Here is a 21,364-nt window from a genome sequence, read left to right as displayed (position 1 = left end):
CCCCGGGGTCCCGCAAGGGCCCGGGGGGCTTTCGCATGCGCCGGCGGGGCTTCTCTGTACCGGGGAGGGCCCTGACGAGCCGTAACGCGCTCTGACGGGCCCTGGCGGGCTCTGACGGGGCCTCACAGGGACTGCCGGGACCCGCGGAGGCCCGCGGAGGCCCGCGGAGGGCGACGCCGAGGCTGGCGCGCACGGACCGCGGGGAGGCGAAAGGGCGGCCGCCCCGCCCGGGGTGGCCGCCCTTCACCGTTCTGCGTACTGCTGCTGCATTCAGCCGTGCTCGACGTCCCGAGGGCCTGCGCGGCCCCCGGCGCCGGGGCAGGACTTACTTGCCCTTGGCGGCTTCCTTGAGCTTGGAGCCCGCGGAGACCTTCACGCTGTAGCCGGCCGGGATCTGGATGGGGTCGCCGGTCTGCGGGTTGCGCGCGGTGCGAGCGGCACGGTGGGTGCGCTCGAAGGTCAGGAAGCCGGGGATGGTGACCTTCTCGTCGCCCTTGGCGACGATCTCGCCGACGGTCTCGGCGAGCGCGGCCAGAACGGCGTCGGCGTCCTTGCGGGTCACCTCGGCGCGCTCGGACAGAGCGGCCACCAGCTCACTGCGGTTCATGTTGTACTCCCGTGTTCAACTTGCCTTAGAGGCGTGAGATCGAAGCCGATGCTGCCAGGGCCCTAGGACAGTCCCCGGACCCGGGTCTGAACGTCAGACCCTCTCGCCCGGTTACGCATCCTGCCCCCACCAGCGGCGGTAAAGCCAATCCGGCACCCGCCGGGGTCACACGAAAAGCGCCACAGTCACGCCCCGGTGACGCTCCGTCCGCACCCGTGGGATGCGCACGGCGGAGCTCGTCGGCGTCCCCGCAACCCTAGAGGCGGCCCGGCAGGCCCGCATCCCGCGACGCGCCGGGGATCAGGGAGCCGTGAGGCCCGTCACAGGCCCGTTCTGCGCGGCCGAGGCGGCCTTGCGGACGGCGCCCGCCACCGCGCCGGCGACCTTGTCGTTGAACACCGACGGGATGATGTAGTTCGCGTTCAGCTCGTCCTCGCCGACGACGTCGGCCAGCGCGGTCGCGGCGGCGAGCATCATGCTGGTGTTCACCGTGCGGGACTGCGCGTCCAGCAGACCGCGGAAGACGCCCGGGAAGACCAGCACGTTGTTGATCTGGTTCGGGAAGTCGGAACGGCCGGTGGCCACCACGGCGGCCGTCTGACGGGCCACGGCCGGGTCGACCTCGGGGTCCGGGTTCGCGAGCGCGAACACGATGGCACCCTCCGCCATGGCGGCGACGTCCTCGCCGGACAGCACGTTCGGGGCCGAGACGCCGATGAACACGTCGGCACCGACCACGGCCTCCTTCAGAGTGCCCGTGTAGCCCTCGGGGTTGGTGTTGTCGGCGATCCAGCGCAGCGGGGAGTCCGCGGCCGCGTCGACGAGGTCGGGGCGGCCCGCGTGCACGACACCGTGGATGTCGGCGCTGACGGCGTTCTTCACACCCGCCGCGAGAAGCAGCTTCAGGATGGCCGTACCGGCCGCGCCGGCGCCCGACATGACGACCTTGACGTCCTCAACTGCCTTGCCCACCACGCGCAGTGCGTTGGTGAGGGCCGCGAGCACGACGATCGCGGTGCCGTGCTGGTCGTCGTGGAAGACGGGGATGTCGAGGGCCTCGCGCAGCCGGGCCTCGATCTCGAAGCAGCGCGGCGCGGAGATGTCCTCCAGGTTGATGCCGGCAAAGCCCGGGGCGATGGCCTTGACGATGGCGACGATCTCGTCGGAATCCTGGGTGTCGAGGCAGATCGGCCAGGCGTCGATGCCGGCGAAGCGCTTGAAGAGGGCCGCCTTGCCCTCCATGACGGGCAGCGCGGCCATCGGGCCGATGTTGCCCAGGCCCAGCACGGCGGAACCGTCCGTCACGACTGCGACGGAGTTGCGCTTGATGGTCAGGCGGCGGGCGTCCTCGGGGTTCTCGGCGATGGCGGTGCACACGCGGGCGACGCCCGGCGTGTAGATCATCGAGAGGTCGTCACGGTTGCGGATGGGGTGCTTCGACGACATCTCGATCTTGCCGCCGAGGTGCATCAGGAACGTACGGTCGGAGACCTTGCCGAGGCTGACGCCCTCGATGCCGCGCAGCTTCTCCACGATCTCGTCGGCGTGCGCGGTGGAGGTCGCGGCGATGGTGACGTCGATCCGCAGCTTCTCGTGGCCCGAGGCGGTGACGTCGAGGCCGGTGACCGATCCTCCGGAGGACTCCACGGCGGTGGTGAGCTGGGAGACCGCGGTTCCGCTCGCGGGCACTTCCAGGCGGACCGTCATCGAATACGAGACGCTGGGCGCCGTTGCCATGGCCGTGTTTCCTCTTCTGTCCCTGGTTCGCTTAACACACAGGGCCCGCGCTCCACAGCAGGTGCGGCAGGACCTGTTGTCCGATCGTCCCCCCTACCAGCCGGTACAAGGTAACCAGCTACAAAATTCGGAAAGACTCTTCCACCATACGAGATATGAGAGGGGTTCGGAATGGCGGGGTCACACAAAACAGGTCCGCGCCCCCCACAGGTGGAGGGCGCGGACCTGGTTCTTCCTACGTCTATGACACCGACCCGCCATGCTCGCCTCGCGGCAAGTGGTCGCTCTGAGCGACGAAGGTTGGGCCCGGGGGCTTGGATCGAGTCGGTGCCGTACCCAGGCTAACAAAGGATCGCCGAATGTGATCCCCCTGGTCGCGGTCGGTTCCCGGGACCACGCGCCTGGCCGCGGACCATCCGGCCGTACGTCCGTGACCGGCCGGACGCCGGCCGGTCACCGCTACGCCAGCAGCAGCTCGGGCACCCCGTCCGCGTCCGGCTTGTCCCCTTCGGCCGAGACCACCGTCAGCTGCTGCGTGGCACGCGTCAGCGCCACGTACAGCACCCGCAGGCCCGCCGGGGACTCGTCCGCGATCTCCGCCGGGGAGACCACCACCGTGGCGTCGTACTCCAGACCCTTGGCCTCCAGGCTGCCCAGGGCCACGGCCCGTTCACCCAGGTCGGCGAGCCAGCCCGCGGCCTCCGCACGCCGGTCCATGGCCACGACCACACCGACGGTGCCGTCCACCTGCTCCAGCAGCCGCCGCGTCTCCTCCCGCACCACGGCGCCCAGCTCCCCGTCGGCGGCCGTGAACCGCGGCTCCAGCCCCGTGGAACGCACGGCCGACGGCGGCTCCATCCCGGGCATCGCCAGCCGCAGCACGCGGGAGGCGACCTCGGCGACCTCGGCCGGGTTGCGGTAGTTGACCGTGAGCGTGAAGCGCCGGCGCGGCCGGGACCCCAGCGCCTCGTCGCGGGCGGCGGCCGCCTCCTCCGGATCCGTCCAGGAGGACTGCGCCGGGTCGCCGACGACCGTCCAGGTGCCGTGCCGGCCCCGGCGGCCCACCATCCGCCACTGCATCGGCGTCAGGTCCTGGGCCTCGTCCACGATGACGTGCGCGTACTCGGTGCGCTCCGCCGCGAGCCGCTCGGCCCGCTCCCACTGGGTCTCCTCGCGGGTCGGCATCAGCTCCTCCAGCCCGCTGAGCTGGTCGAGCGGGTCCATCTCCCGCTTCCGCTTCGGCCGCGCGGGAGCGCCGAGGAGCTGCTGGAGCTCGTCGAGCAGCGCCACGTCGTGCACCGACAGGGGGCCCTTGCCGTCCGCGCCCACCCGGCGCAGCGAACGGGCCAGCTGACGGGTCTCGCGCGGGTTGAGGTCCCGGCGCGACCAGCGGCCGAGCTTGCGTTCGTCGGCCATCGCGGCGAGCACCCGGCGCGGGGTCAGCTCGGGCCACCACGCGTTCAGGAAGCCGATGAAGTCGTCCTCGGTGCAGATGTCCTCGTCGAAAGCGGAGCGCAGCTCGGCGGCGAGCTCCGGGTCGCTGTGCCGGCCGGAGGCGCCGGTCTTCGCGTACAGGGCGTCCAGCAGCAGCTTGCGGGCGCGCGGACGCAGCAGGTTCACGGGCGCGGTGCCGCCGAGCACGTTCTGCCGGATCCGGTTCAGCTCGTCGGCCTCCAGCTCCTGGCGGCGGCCGAAGGCCACCACCCGCAGCCGGTCCGGCGCCGGCCCGCGGTCGTCACCGAGCTCCAGGGTGCCGCGCACGGCCTTGCGCAGGACCTTGAGCATCCGGGAGGAGCCCTTGATCCGGGCCACGGACGGGTCGTCGTACGTGGTCGCCTCGGCGCCGTCGACCAGCGAGCCGAGCGCCCGGATGGCGACCTGGCCCTCCTCGCCGAGGGAGGGCAGCACGCCCTCGGTGTACGCGACGAGCAGCGGCGTCGGGGAGACGATCAGGATGCCGCCGGAGTAGCGGCGGCGGTCCTGGTAGAGCAGGTAGGCGGCGCGGTGCAGGGCGACGGCGGTCTTTCCGGTGCCGGGACCGCCCGCGACCTCGGCGACGGAGGCGGCGGGGGCCCGGATGACCAGGTCCTGCTCGGCCTGGATGGAGGACACGATGTCGCGCATGGAGTGGGTACGGGCCCGCCCGAGCGCGGCCATGAGCGCGCCGTCACCGATGGCGGGGAGCTCACGGCCGTCGAGGAAGGCGGTGACCTCGGGACGCATCAGGTCGTCCTCGACACCGAGCACCTTGCGGCCCTTGGAGCGGATGACGCGGCGGCGCACGACACGGCCCGGGTCCTTGGGCGTGGAGCGGTAGAAGGGCGCGGCGGCCGGCGCGCGCCAGTCGATGACCAGCGGCGCGTAGTCGGAGTCCAGGACTCCTATGCGGCCGATGTGCAGGGTCTCGGCGATGTCGGCCGTGAGGTCCTCGCGGATCGCCGCGTCGGCGGGCTCGACGGAGGTGTACGCGCCGTCCGGCCCGCGCTCCCCGTCCTTGCCGAGCACCAGGTCGATGCGGCCGAAGAGGAAGTCCTCGAACTCGTTGTTCAGCCGGTTCAGGTGGATGCCCGCCCGGAAGACCTGCGCGTCGCGCTCGGCCAGGGCTCCGGGCGTACCGACCTGGCCGCGCTGCGCGGCGTCGTTCATGAGGAACTCGGCCTCGTGGATCTTCTCCTCGAGGCGTCGGTACACCTGGTCGAGATGCGTCTGCTCGACCGCGATCTCCCGATCGCGGACGGAATCCGCCGTGCTGTCGACAGCGGCATCCTGCGCGGCCACCAAGGCCCCCTTCTGACGTGCATGGGCGACCGTCAACCGTACGCGAACCGGCCCCCTGTCCGCACGCCCGTTCCGGAACGCGTCTCGCTCAGTGGTACACCGGCTACCGGGATCCGGACGCCAGGAGCCGCCGGCGGTGGCGGGCGACACGTTCGCGGTTGCCGCACAGCTCGCTGGAGCACCACCGGCGGCGGTGGCCGCGGGAGGTGTCCAGGTAGACACGGGTGCAGCCGTCGCCCGCGCAGGCTCGCAGGAGGGCGCGGTCACCGGGGTCGGTCAGCAGCTCGACGGCGTCACGGGCCACCGCCGCGAGCAGCGCACCGCATTCCACGCCGCCGCACAACTCCCGTACGAGGTGCCCTTCCTGGTCCCGTACGGCGCACAGACCCGGGGGTGGTCCGGCGGCCAGCGCGTTGACCCGGGCCAGGGCGTCTTCGTCGGGCTCACCCCCGGACAGCTCCGCCCGTACGAGGGTCTCCACGTCGGCGCGCAGGGCGCGGAAGGCCGCGGCCCAGTCGGCGCCCACCCGGGCCAGCGGTGTCCGGTCGGGCACGAGCCCGGCTCCGGCGAGCCACAGCCGCAGTTCGTCGCCGTCCGGGATCCCCTCGTGGGGGGTGAAAGTGGCCACCAGGTCCAGGCAGACCCGCCCGGAATCGAACCGCATGCCCGTCACCGCCTCGCGTCGTGGGGCGCCTCCCCAGAGTGCCGGTCCGCTGCCCGCTGGGGAAGCCCCCGGACCGGTGCTGCGCACCGCTGCCGGGGCTCCGCCCGGGACCCCGCTCCTCAAACGCCGGAGGGGCTGGAAGGGCTAGACCGCCGGCGGGTGGTCGTGGAGGATGCGCTGGAAGAGGCGGTGGTCGCGCCAGGCGCCGTTGATGTGCAGGTAGCGCGGCGCGAGTCCGTACTGCTCGAAGCCCGCCTTCGCCAGCACCCGCTGCGAGGCGGTGTTGTCGACCAGGGTCCCGGCCTCGACCCGGTGCAGCCCCACCTCGTCACGGGCGATCCGGCAGACCTCCCGGGCGGCGGCCGTGGCCAGCCCCTTGCCGCGGCAGGCCTCGTCGACCCAGTAGCCGAGGCCGCCGCTGCTCAGCGGTCCGTGCTGGATGTTGCCGAGGTTGATGGTCCCCAGCGCGGTGCCGCTCGCGAGGTCCACGAACACGAACGGCAGCAGCCGGCCGGCGTCCCGGGACTCCAGCTGCTGCCCGATCCGCTCCCGCTGCCCCGCCTCCGTGTAGAAGGCGTCGGGCCGGACCGGCTCGGTCGGCGCCATGTTCGCCCGGTTCCGCGCGAACGCCTCGGCCAGTGCGGCGGCGTCGTCCGGCGCGACGGCCCTCATCTCCACCCCGTCAACGATCATCCCGGCACGCTAGCCCAGGACCCCTCTGGCCGTCACCGCCGCGTCCTGCGGGAGCTCCCCGTACTTCTCCTCGCCGCCCGCGTCCAGCGACAGCCGGTACCCGCGCTTGACCACCGTCTGGATGAGGCCCGGCGCTCCGAGCGCCGCCCGCAGCCGGGCCATGGCCGTCTCCACGGCGTGCTCGTCGCGCCCCGCGCCCGGCAGCACCCGCAGCAGTTCCGCGCGGGCCACCACCCAACCGGGGCGCCGGGACAGGGCCCGCAGCAGGGCCATCCCGGCCGGGGGCACCGGCCGCAGTTCCTCGCCGAGGAGGACCGCGTGGCCCCGGATCTCCAGCCGGTGCCCGGCCACCGGCAGCACCCGGGCCCGGCCGGGCAGCTCCCGGCACAGCAGCTGCACCAGCGGGCCCAGCCGGAACCGTTCGGGCTGCACCGTGTCCACGCCGAGCGCCTGCAGCGGCAGCGCCGTCACCGGCCCGACGCACGCGGTCAGCGGCCCGCCGCCGCGCAGCGCGTCCAGGACGGCCTCCCGCATCCCCCGCTCCCCGGCCCGGGACAGCAGCGAGGCCGCCGCCGGGGCCGAGGTGAAGCCGACGGCGTCCACACCGCCACCGACGATCGCGTCCAGCAGCCGGTCCAGCGGGGCGAGGTCCTCCGGGGCCATCCACCGGTACACCGGGACCACCACCACCTCGGCCCCGCCGGCCCGCAGCGCCTCGACGAAGCCGGGCAGCGGCTCCCCGTGCAGCTGGAGCGCGATCCGCCGGCCGGCCACCCCGGCCGACAGCAGCCGGTCCAGTACCTCGGCGAGCGATTCGGACTCCGGTGACCACTCCTCCACGAGCCCGGCGGCCCTGATGGCGCCCTTGACCTTCGGCCCGCGCGCCAGCAGTTCGGTGGAGCGCAGCGTCTCCAGCAGCTGTTCGCCGACCCCCCATCCGTCGGCGGCCTCGACCCAGCCGCGGAAGCCGATCGCGGTGGTGGCGACGACCACGTCCGGCGGGCAGCCGATCAGTTCCTTGGTGGCGGCCAGCAGTTCGCTGTCGTCGGCGAGCGGCACGATCCGCAGCGCGGGCGCGTGCAGCACCGCCGCCCCGCGCCGCCGCAGCAGCGCGATGAGCTCGTCCGCCCGCCGGGCGGCGGTGACCCCGACGGTGAATCCCGCGAGCGGGCCGGTGTTCCTGTCATCCATCGTGACCTGCCTACTGACGCATGGGGGGGCGGTACGGGTGAACCGAGCCTGCCAACTCGGCATGTCGGACTCGGTTCACCTGTATTTCGCCCCGGTTACACCGACGTGAGCTGCGGTTTCGCCGGGGCCTCGGCCGCCTCGGCCGTCACCGCCGCCGGGCGGCGAAGGTATACCGCCCAGGTCACCGCGCAGCACAGCGCGTAGAAGCCGAGGAAGGTGACGAAGGCGGTCGTGCCGGATCCGGAGGTGCGGAACGCCTCCCGGAAGACCAGGTTGATGCCCAGCCCGCCGAGCGCGCCGACCGCGCCGATCAGGCCCATGGAAGCGCCGGAGAGCCGCCGCCCGTACGCCGCGGCGCTCTCGCCGCTCATTCCGCGGGCCAGCGCCTTCGCCTGGAAGATGCCCGGGATCATCTTGTACGTCGAGCCGTTGCCGAGCCCGCTCAGGACGAACAGGGCCACGAACCCGACGAGGAAGACCGGCAGCGAGGAGCGCTGCGAGGCGAGCACGACCACTCCGGTCGCCGCGGCCATCGCGACGAAGGTGCCCAGGGTGATCCGGGCCCCGCCGAAGCGGTCGGCCAGCGCCCCGCCCACCGGCCGGATCAGCGAGCCGAGCAGCGGTCCGATGAAGGTCAGCGAAGCCGCCTGGAGCGGGGTGCGCCCGAACTGGGTCTGGAGGACGAGGCCGAAGGCGAAGCTGTAGCCGATGAAGGACCCGAACGTCCCGATGTACAGGAACGCCATGATCCAGGTGTGTGCGTCCTTCAGGGCCTCGCGGACCGCGCCGGTGTCGTTGCGCACCGGCGCCAGGTTGTCCATCCGTACGGCCGCCAGCACCGTGGCGAGCACGATCAGCGGGATGTAGGCGCCCAGCAGCAGCCTCGGGTGGCCGGCGCCGGCGGTGGCGATGACGAGCAGGCCGGCCAGCTGGACGACAGGCACGCCGATGTTGCCGCCGCCGGCGTTCAGGCCGAGCGCCCAGCCCTTCTTCCGGAGCGGGAAGAAGGCGTTGATGTTGGTCATGGAGGACGCGAAGTTGCCGCCGCCCACCCCCGTGAGGGCGGCGACGAGCAGGAAGGTCCCGTAGGAGGTGCCCGGTTCCATGACGACGATCGCGGCGACCGTCGGGGCGAGCAGCAGCACCGCGCTGAGGACGGTCCAGTTCCGGCCGCCGAAGCGGGCGACGGCGAAGGTGTACGGCACACGCACGAGGGCGCCCACGAAGGTCGCCGTCGCGATCAGGAAGAACTTTCCGGCCGGGTCGATGCCGTACTCGGGGCCCATGAAGAGGACCATCACCGACCAGAGGGACCAGATGGAGAATCCGATGTGCTCGGAGAGCACGGAGTACAGCAGGTTGCGGCGGGCGACGCGCTCCCCGGTCTCCTTCCAGAAGGTCTCGTCCTCGGGATCCCACTGTTCGATCCAGCGGCCCCGCTTGCGCGGTGCGGTTCCGGTCATCACACGCCTCCACAGCTGTCGCGTCCGTGGAACCGACCGTAGGAAGGGCGCGTTTCGGCCCCGGTCCCCGCCGGATGACCGCCGGGAAACCTTGCTCTCACCCGCCGCCCGGGCGGTGTGTGAGCGGGGCCGGCAGCCAGCTGCCCGCCGGGGGCCGGAGCCAGCCGCACTCGGCCGCCAGGCCGTCGGCCGCGGCGTGCAGGGCATCCAGTCCGGGGTGGCTGAAACCCTTGCGCCACACCATGGACAGCGGTGACAGCGGCACCGGGTCGGTCAGCGGCAGCTTCACGCATCCGGGCATGTCCAGGAATCCCACGGTCGCCAGGACCGGGTTGCCGGTCTTGACCATGACCCGGCGGAACTCCTCCTTGCCGATCGCGACCGGCGCGGGCGGGGCCATGAGGATCCCCCGTCCGGCGAACAGCTCGCGCGCCAGCCCCGTCCACTCCAGGGTCCGCGGGTTCCCGGCGCCCGCGTACACGGTCTCCCCGGCCAGCGCGTCGAGCGGTACGGACTCTCCCGCGGCCAGGGCGTGCCCCTCGGGCAGCAGCACGGCGAGCGGCTCGTACCGTACGGGCCGCTGCGCGAGCGGGGCCCGCAGCGCGGGGTCGAGACCGTCGGCGTAGCCGAAGGCGACGTCGAGCCGGCCGGCCGCGACCTCGGCGGCGGCGTGGGTGAGCCCGCTCTCGAAGCGGGCCATCAGCTCGCAGTCCGGGGCGAGTTCGCGGGCCCGTTCCAGCACGGTGCGCGCGGTGCCGGGGCCATCGGTGTTCAGGTCGACGAGGAGCGGCCGGGGTGCCGCGCCGGCCGCGGCCCCGGCCGTGAAGGCGTCCGTCAACTCCTCGTGCGCGCGCAGCACACGGCGGGCCAGGGGCAGCAGGCGCTGCCCGTCGGCGGTCAGCTCGACGGCGCGGGTGGTGCGGACGAACAGCGTGGCCGCCAGGGTCTGTTCGAGCCGCCGGACGTCCCGGCTCAGGGCCTGCTGGGCGACGTACAGGCGGGCGGCGGCCCGGGTGAAGTGCAGCTCCTCGGCCACGGCGACGAACCCGCGCAGCAGCCGGGGTTCCACATCACGGGGATTCACCCCCGGAGACTAACAACAGGAACGGGTGAATGGCTTCGGAACAGGTGTTGGACGGTGCACCCCGCCCCGGCCGAGGGTGGATCCATGCCCCTCATGACCGTCACCGGCAGCACCCTCGTCCTCACCGCCACCGACACCGCCCCCGGCGCCGTTCGTGACACGGTTCGCGACGCCGCCCCCACCGCGCCCGCCGCCCGGGCCCGTAGCGCAGGGCGGGCAGCCGGCCCGTACCGCCGGCTGTTCGCGGTGCCCGGCGCCCGGGGCTTCACCGCCGGGAACCTCATCGCCCGCCTCCCGATGGGCATGTTCGGGATCAGCGCGGTCATGATGATCGCCGGCCAGCGGGGCTCGTACGCGCTCGCCGGCGCGGTCGTGGCCACCGGGCTGGCGGCCACGGCCGTGGTGGCGCCCTGGACCGCCCGTCTGACCGACCGCCACGGCCAGGCCCGGATCGCCGTACCGGCCACCCTGATCGCGGTGCTCGGCTCGCTGTCCCTGGTCGCGTGCGTCCGTACCGGCGCTCCCGCCTGGACGCTCTTCGCCTCCTACGCGGCGACCGCCACGACCCCCAACATCGGCGGCATGTCCCGGGCGCGCTGGACACACCTGCTGCGCGACTCCCCCGCCGCCCACCACACGGCGATGTCCTTCGAACAGGCCGCGGACGAGCTGTGCTACATGCTCGGACCGGTACTGGCGGCCTTCCTGTGCGGGGCCGTGTTCCCGGAGGCGGGCACCCTCGCCGGGGCCGCCCTGCTGCTCACCGGCATGCTGGTCTTCACCTCCTGCCGCACCACCCAGCCCCCCGTGACGGCGACGCCGCGGCAGGGCTCACCGCTGCGCGCGCTGGGCCCGCTGCTGCCGCTCTTCCTCGTCACGGGCGTGGTCTTCGGCTCGATGGAGGTCTCCTCGATCGCCTACCTCGACCTCCAGGGCCTGGGCGCCGCCTCCGGGCTGGTCCTGGCTCTCCAGGCGGCGGGCTCGTGCGCGGCCGGCCTGCTCTACGGCACCCTGCGCGCCCGCTCGTTGAAGGCGTGCGTGTGCGTCCTGGCCGCCTCGATGACCCTCCCCTGGGCCGCGGCGGCCACCGGCTCCGTGACCGCCCTGGCCTGCGCCCTCCTGCTGGCCGGCATGGCCACGGCGCCGACGATGGTCTCGGCGATGTCGCAGGTCCACGCCCGTATCCCCGAGGGGCGGCTCAACGAGGGCATGACCCTGGCGGTCACCGCCATCTTCGCGGGCATCGCGGCCGGTTCGGCGAGCGCCGGCTGGGTCGTGGAGGGGCCGGGCCCGGTCGCCGCGTACGCGGTACCGGCGGCGGCCGCGCTGATCGCTCTGGTGATCGCCCTGACAGGGCGATCGATCCGGCGCCCGAGTGATCATTCCCGCGTGGTACGCACGGCCACCGCCGGGGATCCGCGATAACTGGGGGTGCTTTCCCCTCAGCGCCCTTCCCTTTGCGGAGGAACCACCCGTGCCTGCTTACCGTTCCGTGCCCGCCGCCCTGTTCGTCGCGGCCGTCACCGCCGCCTGCCTCGCCCCGACGGTCCCCGCGTCCGCCGACTCGGCGGACATCCGCTTCCACCAGCCCTATGTGCCCACCATCGCCCCCGGGGCCACGGGACGCGTCGTCATCGCGGCCCGGGGCGGTGCGGAGCCGGTCGTCAGCGGCACCTTCCGCATCACCGCTCCGGAGCGGACGACCTTCCCGGAGACCCGCTTCTACTGGAACGGCACCCGCGCGGCGGCGCCGTGCACCCGGTCGTCCGACGCGCGCCTGCTGACCTGCGAGGCGGGCACCCGCGCCGGCTTCCGCTTCGCGGCGCAGGAGCAGACCCAGCTGTCCGTGGCGGTACGGGTGGACGGCGACGCCCCCCGGGGCACGACGCTGACCGGCGGCGAGTGGGCGACGGACGTGGACGCACCGGCCCTGTTCGCCGTGGCCACCCCGGTGTCGGGCCCCAAGGGCGACAAGGGTGACAAGGGCGACGACGGCAAGCCCGGAAAGCCCGGGAACCACGGCAAGCCCGGAAAGCCCGGTCCCAAGGGCGACAAGGGAGACAGGGGAGACAAGGGAGACAAGGGCGATCGCGGCGAGCCCGGCCCCAAGGGGGAGAAGGGCGACAGGGGAGACAAGGGAGACACCGGCAAGCGCGGCCCGAAGGGCGAGCCGGGTCCCGCGAACGGCCCGAAGGGCGACACGGGTCCGGCGGGTCCGCGGGGCCCGAAGGGCGACACCGGCAAGCAGGGCCCGAAGGGCCAGGACGGCAAGCCCGGCCGTGACGGCAAGCAGGGCCCCGCCGGCCCCCAGGGCCCGAAGGGCCACCCCGGCAAGCCCGGCCCGGCCGGCCCGCAGGGTCCGAAGGGCCCCAAGGGCGACACCGGCAAGCCCGGCAAGCCCGGCGACTGCAAGTGCGGCGGCAAGGGTGACGGCGGCAAGGGCAAGGACCACCACGAGCACCCCAAGGCCAAGATCGTCTCTCCCGGCAAGGGTCTCGGCGTCCGCTCCGGCCCCGGCACGAAGTACGCGCAGAAGGGCAAGCTCAAGACCGGCTCGGTCGTCGCCCTCCAGTGCAAGGTCAACGGCCAGAAGGTCGACGGCAACTCGATCTGGTACAAGCTCGCCGACGGCAGCGGCTGGATCGCCGCCCGCTACGCCCTGAACCTCAACAAGGTCCCGTTCTGCTGATCACCGCCCAAGCCTGACCGGCCCCGGCCACCCGGCCGGGGCCCGTTTCCCCGCACGAGCCCACCTCCGGTACCACAATCCGGTACGTGAGCGGTACCATAACCCGGTACCATTCTGAATGGAGGCGGCAGATGCCCATAAGCGCCAGCGAGGCTCGCAAGACGCTGTTCCCCCTCATCGAACGCGTCAACGACGACCACGTCCCCGTACGCATCAGCTCCAAGAACGGTGACGCGGTGCTCATGTCGGCGGCCGACTACGACTCCTGGCAGGAGACGGTCTACCTGCTGCGGTCCCCCGCGAATGCCCGTCGGCTGATGGAAGCCGTCGCACGGGACAGGGAAGGTGCGGCGAGCGTGGCGAAGACCCTGGAGGAGCTCCAGGCCCTGGCCGGTGACGAGTGAGGAGCGTCCATTTCGATCCGGACGCCTGGGAGGACTTCCTGTTCTGGCTCGGGGCCGACCGAAAGATGGCCAAGCGGATCACCCGCCTGATCCAGGAGATCCAACGGTCCCCCTTCGCCGGCATCGGCAAGCCCGAACCGCTCAAGGGCGACCTGACTGGCTATTGGTCCCGCCGGATCGACGACGAGCACCGACTGGTCTACCGGGCCGACGACAAGGAAGTGAAGATCCTCAAGGCCCGCTACCACTACTCGGACTGACGTCCTGGCATGCCGTCGGCCCGTCGGCGGCGCGGGAAGCCGAAGACCCCGCAGCCGAGGGCTGCGGGGCTTCGCCCCCATGGGACGAGTGGGGATGACGGGAATCGAAGCCGCCCACAAGCCCGTCTGCGAGACTGCAAAGTGACTGCATCGACGATAAAATGCAGTCATGACTGCATTCACGATCCGGGAAGTCCCCGATGACGTCGCCCGCCGCATAAAGGTCCGGGCCGCCGAGGCCGGGCAGTCCCTGCAGGGCTACCTGCTCAGCCTCGTCACGCGAGACGCCACCCAGCCCACGCTCGCCGAAATGGCCGACCGCGCCGAGCGCTACGCCACGGAGGACATCGACATCCAGGACGTCCTCGACGCCATCGACGCGGGCAGGACGGGCCGTTGATCGTCGCGGACTCCTCCGCCCTGGTCCTGTTCCTCACGGACAAGGGCTCCCGGGGCGCCGCTGCCCGCCGGCGGATCAGCGAGGAAGACCTTCTCGCCGCTCCCTACCTGCTGGACACCGAGATCGCCTCCGCCCTTCTGGGCATGGCACGCGGCTCCAAAATCGCCCCCGAGAGTCTCGACGAGCACTTCAAGACCTACCAGGGGCTGCGCGTACAGCGGCACGAGACGGGCCCCCTGCTCCCCCGGATCCGAAAGCTGTACGCCAACCTCTCCGCCTACGACGCCACGTACGTCGCCCTCGCCGAGGCACTGGGCGTCCCCCTGCTGACGGCGGACGAGCGCATCAAACGCGGCGTTCAGCAGCCGCGCTGCCACATCAAGGTCATCACTGCGTCCCACATGACGGAGGCCCCCTGACCTGGCGAGATTTTTCGCAGGTCAGGGGGCCTTCGCCCACATGGGATGAGTGGAGATGGCGGGAATCGAACCCGCGTCCAACGGTGCAGAAGCAGGGCTTCTCCGAGCGCAGTCCGCTGCGCTTTTCTCGGCCCCGGAGATCACACGGACAAGTCTCCGACGGGCTCAGTCACTGTTTGATTTCCCTCCAACCCCCGTGACCGGGGCTAGAGGTTTAGATCCCTAGTTGACGCCAGGATCCGGACCGGGACCACTTCCGGGCTGACGCTCCTCACAGAGGCTTCAGCTCACTGTTATTAGGCAGCGAGGGTGAAGCGGGAGTTATCGCTCTTGGAGTTGGCGATTATTTTTTGCGACATATGGTTAGCGAGATCATTGCCGCTTCCTCGGCTCGCTTCCCCTGCATCGACATCCGCTGTCGAAACCGATCATCCCCATGTTTTTTTAACAATGTGCTCCACCCCGGGGGGCGGTGCTGACGCCATGGTACGCGAAGTGGACCACCGCGTGCCAGGTGATTAAACCGTGCCGCGCTGCTTGCGACGGATGGCCGAGATCGCCCGGTTCGTCTCGCGGGTGTCCTGCTTCTCCCGCAGCGTCTGCCGCTTGTCGTACTCCTTCTTGCCCTTCGCCAGCGCGATCTCGACCTTCGCCCGGCCGTCCTTGAAGTACAGGGACAGGGGCACGATCGTGTGACCCGACTCGTCGGCCTTGCGCTCCAGCTTGTCGATCTCCTCGCGGTGCATGAGGAGCTTGCGCTTGCGCCGGGCGCTGTGGTTGGTCCAGGTGCCCTGGCTGTACTCCGGCACGTGCACGTTGTAGAGCCAGGCCTCCCGGCCCTCCACCGACACGAAGCCGTCCACCAGCGAGGCCCGGCCCTGGCGCATGGACTTCACCTCGGTACCGGTGAGCACGAGACCGCACTCGTAGGTGTCGAGGATCGCGTAGTCGTGCCGCGCCTTCTTGTTCTGGGCGATCAGCTTGCGCCCTTTTTCCTTAGCCATAGTGCAGTCATTTTCGCACTACGACCCCACCCCGAGGCCACCCAATACCGTGACGGCCCGCTCCTCGGCCCGTTCGCCGGCCGGTACGTCCGGGGTGATGCCGCCGCCGTCGAGGCTGCGGCCCGCCGGCGTGCGGTACGTGCCCACCGTCAGCTCGGCCACCGAGCCGTCCGGGAGCTCGGTCGGCATCTGCACCGAGCCCTTGCCGAAGGTCCGGCTGCCCACCGCCACCGCCCGGCCCCGGTCCTGGAGCGCGCCCGTCACCAGCTCGGCGGCGCTCATCGTGCCGCCGTCGACGAGGGCCACCAGCGGCCGGGTCGTGTCCCCGCCCGGCGCCGCGTTCAGCACGCGCTGCTCGCCCCGTACGTCGTAGGTCGCCACGAGCCCGCCGTCCAGGAAGGCGGAGGCGGCCGTGACCGCCTCGGCGACCAGCCCGCCCCGGTTGCCGCGCAGGTCGAGCATGACCCCGCCGCCGGGCGGGGCCGCGCGGACGGCCGCCCTGACCCGGTCGCCGGAACCGCGGGTGAAGGAGGTCACCTTGATGACGGTGACGTCGCCGGCGAGCCGCCGCACGGTCACCGGCTCGATGCGCAGCCGCTCGCGCACCACGGTCTCGGTGAGGTCGGCGCCGTCCCGGCTGAGGTTCAGCACGACGGGGGTGCCGGCGGTGCCGCGGAGCAGGGCGACCACGTCGGCCACGGCCAGCCCGGTCACCCCGTGTCCGTCGACGCTCAGCAGCCGGTCACCGGCGCGCAGGCCGGCCCGGGCGGCGGGGCCGCCGGGCTCGACGCCGTCGACCGTGATCATGCCGTCCTGGGCGCGCACGGCCCAGACCCCGACACCGGTCCAGTGCCCGTCGAGGCCCTCGGCGAAGGCGGCGTACTCGCCCCGGTCGTAGACGGTGCCCCAGCGGTCGCCGCTGCGGCTGACCACTTCCTGCGCGGCCTTCTTGCCGGACTTGCCCTCGGCGACGGCCTCGGCGGCGGCGCGGGCGACCGCCTCGCGGTCGGCGGTGCCCTCCGCGCGCACGGTCCCCGGCGCGGGTGCAGGCGCGGGTGCGGGTGTGTCCGTACGGGCCACGGCCGCGGCGGCGGCGGCGGCACCGTCCGCACGGTCCCAGCAGCCGGTGAACGCGCCGACGGCGACGACGCCGACGAAGGTTAACGTCAAAACGGCCCCGCGACGTGGGTCGCGGGGCCGCAGACAGAAGGCGGGGATACTCGGCAAGCCCAGCATGGCGCCGAGTCTAGGACAAGCCCCGCGCCGGTACGGATGGTTGACCGGACCGCTCGCGGGGCGCTTGTCACACCTTCAGGTACTTGCGCAGAGCGATGAAAGCGGCCATGGAAGGCATCAGGAGGCCGATGAACAGCACGTACGGGAGCTTGGCCAGCACCGATCCCCAGCCCATGAAGTCGATGAGCTGGATCTTCTCGCGCAGGCCCACGCCGTGGTCGATCACGAAGTACTGGCCGGAGACGAGCATGGCGCAGGCGAAGAGGGCGCCGATGAGCCCGGCGACGGCGGCCTCCATGATGAAGGGGACCTGGATGTAGAAGCTGGAGGCGCCCACGAGTCGCATGATCCCGGTCTCCCGCCTACGGCTGAACGCCGAGACGCGCACGGTGTTGACGATCAGGAGCAGCGCCACGACCAGCATGATCAGCATGATGCCGATGGCGGCCATGTTGAGGTAGTTCAGGATCTTGAACAGGTCGTCGATGGCCTGGCGCTGGTCGTCGACGGTGTGGATGCCGTCCCGGCCCGCGAAGGCGGAGGTGACCACCTTGTACTTCTCCGGGTCCTTCAGCTTGACCCGGAAGGACTCCTGCATCTGGTCCGGGGTGATGGAGGAGGCGAGGGCCGTGTTGCCGAACCGCTCCTGGTAGTGCTTGTAGGCCTCGTCCGCCGATTCGTAGGCGACGGACTTCACCAGGGACATCTGCTTGAGTTCGGCCTCGATCTGCTTCTTCTGGTCCTCGGTGACCGCGCCCTTGGCACAGGTGGCCACACCCGGGGTGCCGTTCTTGGCGGCGGCATCGCCCGCCTCCTGGGCGTCCTGCTTGTTGCAGAGGTAGAGCGTGACGTTGGCCTTGTCGTACCAGAAGCCCTTCATCTTGCCGACCTGCTCGCTCATGAGCAGGGAGCCGCCGAACAAGGCCAGCGACAGGGCCACGGAGATGATGACCGCGAAGGTCATGGTGAGATTGCGGCGGAGGCCGACGCCGATCTCGGACATGACGAACTGGGCGCGCATGACTCTGGGGGGCCTTTCAGTGCTGGTAGCCGTAGACGCCGCGCGACTGGTCGCGCACGAGTCGGCCCTGTTCGAGTTCGATGACGCGCTTGCGCATCTGGTCGACGATCTGCTGGTCGTGCGTCGCCATGATCACGGTGGTTCCGGTCCGGTTGATCCGGTCCAGCAGCTTCATGATCCCGACGGAGGTCTGGGGGTCGAGGTTGCCGGTGGGCTCGTCCGCGATCAGCAGCGCCGGGCGGTTGACGAAGGCGCGGGCGATGGCCACGCGCTGCTGCTCGCCACCGGAGAGTTCGCCGGGCATGCGGTCTTCCTTGCCGCCCAGGCCGACGAGTTCGAGGACCTGCGGGACCGCCTTGCGGATCTCACCCCTCGGCTTGCCGATGACCTCCTGGGCGAAGGCCACGTTCTCGGCGACCGTCTTGTTGGGCAGCAGGCGGAAGTCCTGGAAGACGGTCCCCAACTGGCGCCGCATCTGCGGGACCTTCCAGTTGGAGAGCTTGGCGAGGTCCTTGCCCAGGACGTGCACCTGGCCGTGGCTGGCCCGCTCCTCGCGCAGGATCAGGCGCAGGAACGTGGACTTGCCGGAGCCGGAGGAGCCGACCAGGAAGACGAACTCGCCCTTCGCGATGTCGAGGGAGACTTCTCTGAGTGCGGGGCGGCTCTGCTTCGGGTAGGACTTGGAGACGCTGTCGAATCGGATCACGGGTGCACCATGGTCGCCGGGAGTAGGTGTGCGTGACCATACGCGAACGGGCGCGAGGTGTGGACCCGGCAACCGGAGTTGTCCGGTTTATCCCATGGTCCTGGAGGGTCCGGACCGCGATTGCCCGGACGGGCCGCGCCGAATGTCGGCGAAGCTGGCACAGTGGTAGGGGGAACGGTCCGGTTCCCCACGCCGTTAGGCAAGAAGGAAAACCGAGGGGACGAGAGGAGGAGCGCATGACATATGACCGGCTCGTGTGCGCGAACTGCGCCGCACCCGTCAGCCAGGGCCGCTGCCCTGTGTGCCGGGCGAACCGGGAGCGCCTCCAGCAGGAGGGCCCCTTCTCCGGCCTGAACCCCGTGGCTCTCATCGTGCTCATGGTGGTGCTCGTGGCAGCTCTGGTGCTGGTGGCCCAGCAGACCGCCTAGGAGGCGCTGTCCGGGCGGGACCGGCGCCGGTACTCGTCGGTGCCCGCGCCGCGTACCGATCACATGCAGCGGAAGGGCCCGGACACCTGAGGTGTCCGGGCCCTTCCTGTGTTCCGTGCGGGCGCGGGTGTGTCTGCGCGCCTTACGCGGTCTGCTCCTGCTGCTTGCGCCAGCGGATTCCGGCCTCCAGGAAGCCGTCGATCTCGCCGTCGAGAACCGCCTGCGGGTTGCCGACCTCGAACTCCGTACGCAGGTCCTTGACCATCTGGTACGGGTGCAGGACGTAGGAGCGCATCTGGTTGCCCCAGGAGCTGCCGCCGTCCTTGAGGGCGTCCATCCTGGCCTGCTCCTCCTGGCGGCGCCGCTCCAGCAGCTTGGCCTGGAGGACGTTCATGGCGCTGGCCTTGTTCTGGATCTGCGAGCGCTCGTTCTGGCAGGAGACGACGATGCCGGTCGGGATGTGGGTGATGCGCACGGCCGAGTCGGTCGTGTTGACGCCCTGGCCGCCGGGGCCGGAGGCGCGGTACACGTCGACACGCAGCTCGGACTCGTCGATCTCGACGTGGTCGCTGGTCTCGACGACCGGGAGCACCTCGACGCCGGCGAAGGAGGTCTGGCGGCGGCCCTGGTTGTCGAAGGGCGAGATGCGCACCAGGCGGTGGGTGCCCTGCTCGACGGAGAGGGTGCCGTAGGCGTAAGGGGCCTTGACGACGAAGGTGGTCGACTTGATGCCGGCCTCTTCCGCGTACGAGGTCTCGTAGATCTCCGTGGAGTAGCCGTGGCGCTCGGCCCAGCGCAGGTACATGCGCTGGAGGCGCTCGGCGAAGTCGGAGGCGTCGACGCCGCCGGCCTCGGCGCGGATGTTGACCAGGGCCTCGCGCTCGGCGTACTCGCCGGAGAGCAGGGTCCGGACCTCCATCTCGTCCAGTGCCTTGCGCACGGACGCGAGCTCGGTCTCGGCCTCGGCGAGGGTGTCCGCGTCGTCCATCTCCTGGGCGAGCTCGAACAGCACCCCGAGGTCGTCGATGCGCCCGCGCAGGGTCTCGGCCTTACGGACCTCCGCCTGGAGGTGCGAAAGCTTGCTCGTGATCTTCTGGGCGGCTTCCGGGTCGTCCCACAGGGACGGCGCGGCGGCCTGCTCCTCGAGCACGGCGATATCTGCCCTCAGCTTGTCGAGGTCCAGGACGGCCTCGATCGACCCCATGGTCGAGGAGAGGGACTTCAGCTCTTCGGAAACATCGACGACTGCCACGGGTCCAGCGTAGCCGGTCCGCGGGCAAGGCCGTCCGGGCAGGCCGGATCACCCGTTCTGATGAAGGCTCGCACGGGCGTACGCTCACCGTATGACCGTTCACCTCGTCAAGCGTCGCCATGTGGACTTCATGCGCGTCACGACGACGAGCTGTCTGCCGCCGGACCGAACCCAAGCCTGATCCGCACCGATCCGACTTGGTCCTGTACGCGAGCCATGCGGCCCCGGCGCCATCCCTGCCGGCGGCCCCACCCCACCCGCACCCCTCCACCTCTGGGGAACAGGACCCCGTGACATCCGAAACGGAGCCGTCATGCCGTCCGCGCACTCTCTCCCCGTCCTGGACCTCTCCCAGGCCGACGACCCGGCCCAGCGGGCCGACTTCCTGAAGAAGCTGCACGCAGCAGCCAGGGACACCGGTTTCCTGCACCTGACCGGGCACGGCGTCACCGCCGCCGAGAGCGCCCGCATCCTGGAGGTCACCCGGGCCTTCTTCGCCCTCCCGGAGGCCGACCGGCTCGCCGTGAGCAACCTGAACTCCCCGCACTTCCGCGGCTACACCCGTATCGGCCACGAGCTGACCGGCGGCGCCTCCGACTGGCGCGACCAGCTGGACGTGGGCGCGGAGCGCCCGGCGCCGGAGGTGGGCCCGGGCGACCCGCCGTACCTGTGGCTGGAGGGCCCGAACCAGTGGCCGGCCGCCCTGCCCGAGCTCCGTACGGTGGTCCTCGACTGGCAGTCCCGGCTGGCGGCGGTGGCGCACCGCCTGCTGCGGGAGCTCCTGGTCTCGATCGGCGCCCCGGCCGACTTCTTCGACGAGGCCTTCGCCGACCGCCCCCACCTGCACACCAAGCTGATCCGCTACCCGGGGTCGGCCCCGTCCGGCACCGACCAGGGGGTCGGGGCGCACAAGGACTACGGCTTCCTCACGCTGCTGCTGCAGGACTCGGTGGGCGGCCTCCAGGTGGTCCGGGACGGCGGCTACGTGGACGTGCCGCCGATGCCGGGGGCGTTCGTGGTGAACCTGGGCGAACTGCTGGAGATCGCGACCGAGGGCTACCTGACGGCGACCGACCACCGGGTGGTCAGCCCGCCCGGCGCGGTGGAGCGGTACTCGGTGCCCTTCTTCTACAACCCGCGGCTGGACGCCGTGATCGACACCGTCCCGGGCGACTACCTGCGCTCGGCCCCCGGGATCGCGCACGACGCCTCCAACCCGCTGCACGCCGAGTACGGCCGCAACGAGCTGAAGGGCTGGGTCCGCGCCCACCCGGCCGTGGCCCGCCGCTGGCACCCGGAACTGGCCACGGTCTAGAGTCCGCTGCGCG

At 71.5% G+C, this 21,364-nt stretch carries 21 protein-coding genes and 1 other RNA gene; 8 read left to right on the top strand and 14 right to left on the bottom strand.

Translation table 11 applies throughout. The annotated features are described in order from the left end of the window. Positions 1-325: 325 nt before the first annotated feature. The 8 genes from AAT21_RS00250 to AAT21_RS00215 all read right to left on the bottom strand — a co-directional run bounded on the left by AAT21_RS00250 (position 326) and on the right by AAT21_RS00215 (position 10,217). A complete protein-coding gene (locus tag AAT21_RS00250; RefSeq protein WP_007264399.1) occupies positions 326-607 on the bottom strand; it encodes an HU family DNA-binding protein in 282 nt (93 codons plus the stop codon). Positions 608-907: 300 nt separating this feature from the next. After that, the gene (locus AAT21_RS00245) at positions 908-2,344 is read right to left on the bottom strand and encodes an NAD-dependent malic enzyme (RefSeq protein ID WP_030847449.1); all 1,437 of its coding nucleotides are present in this window, start codon (positions 2,342-2,344) and stop codon (positions 908-910) included. Positions 2,345-2,803: 459 nt separating this feature from the next. After that, on the bottom strand, positions 2,804-5,122 hold the full coding sequence (locus tag AAT21_RS00240; RefSeq protein ID WP_046775466.1) for a HelD family protein: 2,319 nt from the start codon (positions 5,120-5,122) through the stop codon (positions 2,804-2,806). A 103-nt stretch (positions 5,123-5,225) separates the two neighbouring features. Then, complete coding sequence (locus tag AAT21_RS00235; protein ID WP_046774721.1) at positions 5,226-5,786, bottom strand: CGNR zinc finger domain-containing protein; 561 nt, start codon at positions 5,784-5,786, stop codon at positions 5,226-5,228. Between the two features lie 144 nt (positions 5,787-5,930). Continuing rightward, positions 5,931-6,479, bottom strand: a complete 549-nt coding sequence (locus AAT21_RS00230) for a GNAT family N-acetyltransferase (RefSeq protein WP_046774720.1) — start codon at positions 6,477-6,479, stop codon at positions 5,931-5,933. Between the two features lie 9 nt (positions 6,480-6,488). Then, a complete protein-coding gene (locus AAT21_RS00225; protein WP_046774719.1) occupies positions 6,489-7,670 on the bottom strand; it encodes a uroporphyrinogen-III synthase in 1,182 nt (393 codons plus the stop codon). Positions 7,671-7,765: 95 nt separating this feature from the next. After that, complete coding sequence (locus AAT21_RS00220) at positions 7,766-9,133, bottom strand: nitrate/nitrite transporter (RefSeq protein WP_046774718.1); 1,368 nt, start codon at positions 9,131-9,133, stop codon at positions 7,766-7,768. Positions 9,134-9,230: 97 nt separating this feature from the next. Next, entirely contained in the window at positions 9,231-10,217 is a 987-nt protein-coding gene (locus AAT21_RS00215) for a LysR family transcriptional regulator (RefSeq protein ID WP_046774717.1), read from the bottom strand. A gap of 93 nt (positions 10,218-10,310) precedes the next feature. On the opposite strand from AAT21_RS00215, the gene AAT21_RS00210 reads away from it, so the two are divergent. From AAT21_RS00210 to AAT21_RS00185, 6 genes are all read left to right on the top strand, one after another. After that, positions 10,311-11,642, top strand: a complete 1,332-nt coding sequence (locus AAT21_RS00210) for an MFS transporter (RefSeq protein WP_046775465.1) — start codon at positions 10,311-10,313, stop codon at positions 11,640-11,642. A 49-nt stretch (positions 11,643-11,691) separates the two neighbouring features. Beyond that, positions 11,692-12,906 carry an SH3 domain-containing protein gene (locus AAT21_RS34275; RefSeq protein WP_157879604.1) on the top strand — a complete coding sequence of 405 codons (1,215 nt, stop codon included), beginning with the start codon at positions 11,692-11,694 and terminating at the stop codon, positions 12,904-12,906. A 131-nt stretch (positions 12,907-13,037) separates the two neighbouring features. Continuing rightward, entirely contained in the window at positions 13,038-13,310 is a 273-nt protein-coding gene (locus AAT21_RS00200) for a type II toxin-antitoxin system Phd/YefM family antitoxin (protein ID WP_046774716.1), read from the top strand. After that, complete coding sequence (locus tag AAT21_RS00195) at positions 13,307-13,570, top strand: Txe/YoeB family addiction module toxin (protein WP_030662809.1); 264 nt, start codon at positions 13,307-13,309, stop codon at positions 13,568-13,570. The genes AAT21_RS00200 and AAT21_RS00195 overlap by 4 nt, the downstream gene beginning before the upstream one ends. A 169-nt stretch (positions 13,571-13,739) precedes the next feature. Then, the gene (locus tag AAT21_RS00190) at positions 13,740-13,970 is read left to right on the top strand and encodes a FitA-like ribbon-helix-helix domain-containing protein (RefSeq protein WP_046774715.1); all 231 of its coding nucleotides are present in this window, start codon (positions 13,740-13,742) and stop codon (positions 13,968-13,970) included. Beyond that, on the top strand, positions 13,967-14,389 hold the full coding sequence (locus AAT21_RS00185) for a type II toxin-antitoxin system VapC family toxin (RefSeq protein ID WP_046774714.1): 423 nt from the start codon (positions 13,967-13,969) through the stop codon (positions 14,387-14,389). Before AAT21_RS00190 ends, AAT21_RS00185 begins: the two co-directional genes overlap by 4 nt. Positions 14,390-14,436: 47 nt before the next feature. On the opposite strand, the gene ssrA is transcribed toward AAT21_RS00185, so the two are convergent. The 5 genes from ssrA to ftsE form a co-directional block, all read right to left on the bottom strand. Next, positions 14,437-14,825, bottom strand: a transfer-messenger RNA (tmRNA) gene (gene ssrA, locus AAT21_RS34875). 82 nt (positions 14,826-14,907) lie between these two features. After that, entirely contained in the window at positions 14,908-15,393 is a 486-nt protein-coding gene (gene smpB, locus AAT21_RS00180) for an SsrA-binding protein SmpB (protein ID WP_030028291.1), read from the bottom strand. 18 nt (positions 15,394-15,411) lie between these two features. After that, the gene (locus AAT21_RS00175) at positions 15,412-16,629 is read right to left on the bottom strand and encodes a S41 family peptidase (RefSeq protein ID WP_046774713.1); all 1,218 of its coding nucleotides are present in this window, start codon (positions 16,627-16,629) and stop codon (positions 15,412-15,414) included. A 67-nt stretch (positions 16,630-16,696) separates the two neighbouring features. Then, the gene (ftsX, locus tag AAT21_RS00170) at positions 16,697-17,650 is read right to left on the bottom strand and encodes a permease-like cell division protein FtsX (RefSeq protein ID WP_046774712.1); all 954 of its coding nucleotides are present in this window, start codon (positions 17,648-17,650) and stop codon (positions 16,697-16,699) included. 16 nt (positions 17,651-17,666) lie between these two features. Continuing rightward, complete coding sequence (gene ftsE / locus AAT21_RS00165) at positions 17,667-18,356, bottom strand: cell division ATP-binding protein FtsE (RefSeq protein WP_030771648.1); 690 nt, start codon at positions 18,354-18,356, stop codon at positions 17,667-17,669. A 236-nt stretch (positions 18,357-18,592) separates the two neighbouring features. On the opposite strand from ftsE, the gene AAT21_RS00160 reads away from it, so the two are divergent. Continuing rightward, the gene (locus tag AAT21_RS00160; RefSeq protein ID WP_030662818.1) at positions 18,593-18,784 is read left to right on the top strand and encodes a hypothetical protein; all 192 of its coding nucleotides are present in this window, start codon (positions 18,593-18,595) and stop codon (positions 18,782-18,784) included. Positions 18,785-18,926: 142 nt separating this feature from the next. Here the strand turns inward: AAT21_RS00160 and prfB are convergent, their stop codons facing one another. Then, the gene (gene prfB, locus AAT21_RS00155) at positions 18,927-20,036 is read right to left on the bottom strand and encodes a peptide chain release factor 2 (protein WP_030962748.1); all 1,110 of its coding nucleotides are present in this window, start codon (positions 20,034-20,036) and stop codon (positions 18,927-18,929) included. Between the two features lie 313 nt (positions 20,037-20,349). On the opposite strand from prfB, the gene AAT21_RS00150 reads away from it, so the two are divergent. Beyond that, a complete protein-coding gene (locus tag AAT21_RS00150) occupies positions 20,350-21,351 on the top strand; it encodes an isopenicillin N synthase family dioxygenase (protein WP_046774711.1) in 1,002 nt (333 codons plus the stop codon). Positions 21,352-21,364 lie beyond the last annotated feature (13 nt).

This window comes from Streptomyces yangpuensis (genome assembly GCF_001005295.1).
GTDB lineage: Bacteria > Actinomycetota > Actinomycetes > Streptomycetales > Streptomycetaceae > Streptomyces > Streptomyces yangpuensis.
The sequence above is the reverse complement of the archived record's forward strand: the minus strand, read 5'-3'. Positions and strand labels throughout refer to the sequence as shown.

Excerpts from the sequence above, each read along its gene's own strand:
- AAT21_RS00250 (WP_007264399.1), bottom strand. The coding sequence starts at position 607 with ATGAACCGCAGTGAGCTGGTGGCCGCTCTGTCCGAGCGCGCCGAGGTG.
- AAT21_RS00245 (WP_030847449.1), bottom strand. The coding sequence starts at position 2,344 with ATGGCAACGGCGCCCAGCGTCTCGTATTCGATGACGGTCCGCCTGGAA.
- AAT21_RS00235 (WP_046774721.1), bottom strand. The coding sequence starts at position 5,786 with ATGCGGTTCGATTCCGGGCGGGTCTGCCTGGACCTGGTGGCCACTTTC.
- AAT21_RS00230 (WP_046774720.1), bottom strand. The coding sequence starts at position 6,479 with ATGATCGTTGACGGGGTGGAGATGAGGGCCGTCGCGCCGGACGACGCC.
- AAT21_RS00225 (WP_046774719.1), bottom strand. The coding sequence starts at position 7,670 with ATGGATGACAGGAACACCGGCCCGCTCGCGGGATTCACCGTCGGGGTC.
- AAT21_RS00220 (WP_046774718.1), bottom strand. The coding sequence starts at position 9,133 with ATGACCGGAACCGCACCGCGCAAGCGGGGCCGCTGGATCGAACAGTGG.
- AAT21_RS00210 (WP_046775465.1), top strand. The coding sequence starts at position 10,311 with ATGACCGTCACCGGCAGCACCCTCGTCCTCACCGCCACCGACACCGCC.
- AAT21_RS00200 (WP_046774716.1), top strand. The coding sequence starts at position 13,038 with ATGCCCATAAGCGCCAGCGAGGCTCGCAAGACGCTGTTCCCCCTCATC.
- AAT21_RS00190 (WP_046774715.1), top strand. The coding sequence starts at position 13,740 with ATGACTGCATTCACGATCCGGGAAGTCCCCGATGACGTCGCCCGCCGC.
- smpB (WP_030028291.1), bottom strand. The coding sequence starts at position 15,393 with ATGGCTAAGGAAAAAGGGCGCAAGCTGATCGCCCAGAACAAGAAGGCG.
- AAT21_RS00175 (WP_046774713.1), bottom strand. The coding sequence starts at position 16,629 with ATGCTGGGCTTGCCGAGTATCCCCGCCTTCTGTCTGCGGCCCCGCGAC.
- ftsX (WP_046774712.1), bottom strand. The coding sequence starts at position 17,650 with ATGCGCGCCCAGTTCGTCATGTCCGAGATCGGCGTCGGCCTCCGCCGC.
- AAT21_RS00160 (WP_030662818.1), top strand. The coding sequence starts at position 18,593 with ATGACATATGACCGGCTCGTGTGCGCGAACTGCGCCGCACCCGTCAGC.
- AAT21_RS00150 (WP_046774711.1), top strand. The coding sequence starts at position 20,350 with ATGCCGTCCGCGCACTCTCTCCCCGTCCTGGACCTCTCCCAGGCCGAC.